Origin of the sequence: Ornithinibacillus gellani, assembly GCF_003730295.1 — a bacterium.
Taxonomy (GTDB): Bacteria; Bacillota; Bacilli; order Bacillales; family Amphibacillaceae; genus Ornithinibacillus_A; species Ornithinibacillus_A gellani.
Window position 1 is genome coordinate 1 of record NZ_QTSZ01000039.1, and the last position, 2,051, is coordinate 2,051.

Consider the following 2,051-nt stretch of genomic DNA (forward strand, 5'->3'; position numbering starts at 1 on the left):
CCTACCATTCACCTAGACCGCATTTGTGCGTTATCTAGTACGAATGATTCAATTTGGAATATTCAGTTTTGCCTCGACAGTATTCGACACCTATTAGCCTCATTTTGCCATATAGTGAAGGTGGACAACAAGAGTTTCCACATTCACCCATGCTTTGTCAAATCTGTCATAAAAAAAGGGGGGACAAAAACGCATCACGTTGTTTCAACAAGCTATTCAAACAATAGAGGAGGAAACAATTTGAGGATAAACAGACAAATGAAAGTCAAAGCGTTTAGTATACTTGCCACCTTTTTGCTGATTCTTTCTATGATTGCCCCGACAATGGCTACAGCTCAAGCTGCCCAAAAAAATCAGTCGGATAAAGGCACTAGCGTGTCTGTGAATGAATCAAAAACTGCACAAGAAAAAGTATCAAAACGGCTACAGGATGCTTTTAAGAAGGATGACACAGTAACTTTTTTGGTGAAGTTTAAGGAAAAAGCGGATACAACTGCTGTTGCCAAACAGGCAAAGCAGGATGCAAAAAAACATAGCTTATCAGCGGACAAGGCTAAGTTTCTTCAGCGTTCAGCTGTTGTTTCTGAGTTGAAATCCGTTGCGCTGGAAACACAGGCAAATGTGGTTTCCTTTTTAGAATCACAGGAAGCTGCAGGTGCAGTGGAAAGCTTCCATTCTTATCATATTGTGAATGGAATTGCAGTAACAGCTACAAAGGAAATCGCGGAACAAATTGCGGCATTTTCCGAGGTAGATAAGATTTTACCGAATGAAGAACGCCGCCTGCTTGGAGCGACGATAACGAAAGAGCCTACACCAAAATCAACTTTGGAAAATGTAGAGTGGAACGTTGAGCGTGTCCAAGCACCACAGGTTTGGTCCATGGGGATTGACGGATCCGGAACAGTTGTAGGAAGCCTGGATTCCGGTGTGCAGTGGGATCACCCTGCATTAATGGAAAAATATCGCGGCTATGACAGTGCGACAGGAGAGGTTGATCATACGTACAGCTTCCATGATGGCTTTGGTGCACAGGATGCGCCATATGATGACCATGGACATGGTACACATGTGACCGGTACGATGGTTGGCAGTGAGCCGGACGGCTCGAACCAAGTCGGTGTGGCACCGGGTGCAAAATGGATTGCGGCTAAAGTATTTAACGCTGCAGGCAGCACAACAGACCAAATTCTGCTTGATGCAGCAGAGTGGATGCTTGCCCCTGGTGGACGGGTGGACATGGCTCCAGATGTGGTAAATAACTCTTGGGGCGGTGGACCAGGACTGGATGAGTGGTATTGGGATGCAGTCCAAGCGTGGAGAGATGCTGAAATCTTCCCTGAGTTTTCAGCTGGAAACGTTGACCTGTTTAACCCAGGTGGACCAGGATCTGTTGCTGTACCTGCCAACTACCCTATTTCTTTTGCGACAGGTGCAACCGATATCAATGATAATCTTGCTGGATTTTCACTAAGAGGCCCTTCCCCTTATGATGAAATCAAGCCAGATATTTCAGCACCTGGTGTCAATATTCGCTCCTCGGTTCCGGGAAGCGGCTATGAAGGTGGTTGGAATGGTACATCTATGTCCGGACCAGCAGTGTCTGCCGTCGCTGCATTATTGCGTCAAGTAAACGCCAATATCACCGTTGATGAGATGGAACAAGTATTAATCAATACCGCCATTCCGATGACAGATGATGAATATCCAGAGACTCCGAACAATGGATTTGGACATGGTTTGGTGAATGCATATGACGCTGTTTCTTCTATTTTGGATGGACTTGGAACAATTGAAGGACAAGTGACCCAAGAAGGGGAAGACGATGAAGCACCAACGTACGAACACACAGCACCGGCAGAAACATATGCTGGAATGGATTTGGACTTGCACATTGATGTATCAGATAATATTAGCGTCACTTCTGTTACCCTTCACTATGAACAGGATGGTGAGACGGTAGAAGTCACTGCAAATCGTATTTCCGGTGATTATAAGAGCGGGGAATATAAAGCAACCATTCCAGGAGATGCAATTGCCGAAGGCAGCCT

The 2,051-nt window shown here is 45.6% G+C and carries 1 protein-coding gene; it reads left to right on the plus strand.

The genetic code is table 11. The features are described from left to right. Positions 1 to 240 precede the first annotated feature (240 nt). The coding region (locus tag DX933_RS12325; protein WP_397316488.1) for a S8 family serine peptidase at positions 241 to 2,051 on the plus strand (1,811 nt) is incomplete at its 3' end.